Annotated in this window: 2 protein-coding genes; one reads left to right on the top strand and one right to left on the bottom strand. The window is 28.3% G+C overall.

Going from position 1 to position 1588, the window contains the following annotated elements:
- The coding region (locus AC1DY0_RS18970; RefSeq protein WP_477190141.1) for a hypothetical protein at positions 1 to 214 on the top strand (214 nt) is incomplete at its 5' end.
- On the opposite strand, the gene AC1DY0_RS18965 is transcribed toward AC1DY0_RS18970, so the two are convergent.
- Positions 215 to 1429, bottom strand: coding sequence for a toll/interleukin-1 receptor domain-containing protein (locus AC1DY0_RS18965; protein WP_477190140.1), 1215 nt, complete (start codon positions 1427 to 1429; stop codon positions 215 to 217).
- Positions 1430 to 1588 lie beyond the last annotated feature (159 nt).

Genomic DNA, 1588 nt, shown 5'->3' with positions numbered 1-1588 from the left:
TCTCAGAAGGCTTTATTTGAATTGTAGGATTGTAAAATTTGAAGATTTTGAGAAAAAAAAGAGGTTTTTTCACAGCCTGACGTTCTCGCGCTACAAGCAGTTTGGGACTAAATTAAGCCCATTATTCGGATTTGCCAAATCATCCCAAGTACAAAACCAACTTCAAATTAAGGCTAAAACCCAAATTGCTTGTAGCGTGTGTTACCAGCCGTAATTATGCCAATCCGATTTTCCAGTTTCCAATTTTAAAATATTCTTCTTTTTTATCAGGAGAAATATTTTTATAAAGTTCATCAAAAACATATGTATATATTTGTTTAGGAATGGCTTGACCAATTAAGGTTTCTCTTTTCAAATCATAAACATCTAAATCTGCAAATCTGCTTAGTAAGAATGTGTTTTCAGATATTATTGGATTTTTAATTCCAAAGACATTTAGTAAATTAATAATTTCATCATCTTCTAAATTTATTCTAAAACTCCAATTGTTTTGATCTTGGAAAACATCAAAACCTTTTCCGTTTTTTGATGACGAATTTGAGGCAAAATATTTTAAACAATTTCTTATTGCAAAAACCAAATCATCAATATTAGTGATATAAGCATTTTTACTATAGCTATAAATTATTATATTTTCAATCGCTTTGGTGAGTAAGTCATAGATTGTCTCTTTCTCCCAATAAAAATTTGAATTTAAAAATGTTCGATAATTGAGTTTCAATTTTAAATCATCTTCCGAAATGTTTTCTAAATCTTGAAATTCATTATATTTTCTATGAATTTCGCTTATTCTTTCAATTTCGAATTCAATATGATATGATTTTCCACTGTTGAGTAAATCTAGAATTTGTGTAAAATAATCTGAAAGAATTATATCACTTTGTTTGCATTCAAAATCTTCTGTCAATTCTAGTTTAAATATTTTTTTTGAAAAACTCTTAAAATTAGGGATTTTTCCTTTTTCAGGTTTTTTAAATTTAGGTGATTCGTAAATGGTTCTTAATAGTTCATCTAGTGAATCAGAATACTTGTCATTATTTCTAAAATCAATTGTTGATATTCCTTTGAAATGTGCAGGAATTGAACAATTTTCTCCAATTTCATATTCACCATCTACTATAATTGGTAGAAACTTTTGTCTATCATTGCCTGACATAATTTCACCAGAAATAATTTGTTGTTCATATCCAACACCTCCTATACGATTAGAAGATTTTAGTTTATAGTTTGGAGTTAATACAACAAGGACTTTATCACTAGTTTCAATTGATTTTTCCATGAAGTGAGTAAAGCTTTCACCATGCTTCATATCATATTGGTCAAGTAATACATTAACACCATTTTCAATTAATTTATCTGCTAAATTTCTAACCCATTCTTTATGAATGTCTGTATCCCATGAATATGTAATGAATAGTTGTTTTTCCATTGTTGTTTTTTATTATGGCTGGTAACGTCAGTCTGTGAAAAAACCTCCGTTTGTATATCACCAAATATAACAAAAAAGTTGTGTCAAAACAGGAATTTTCGTATTTTTAAGAATGCAGCATATCACAGGAATTTCCCGTCATCAGATGCGTTTTTCTAG

Source organism: Flavobacterium sp. P1_E4, assembly GCF_056405915.1.
This window is presented reverse-complemented; position numbering and strand designations above follow the sequence as displayed.

What these genes read in the sequence shown, in the direction of transcription:
- AC1DY0_RS18965 (WP_477190140.1), bottom strand. Translation starts at nt 1,429, where the DNA reads ATGGAAAAACAACTATTCATTACATATTCATGGGATACAGACATTCAT.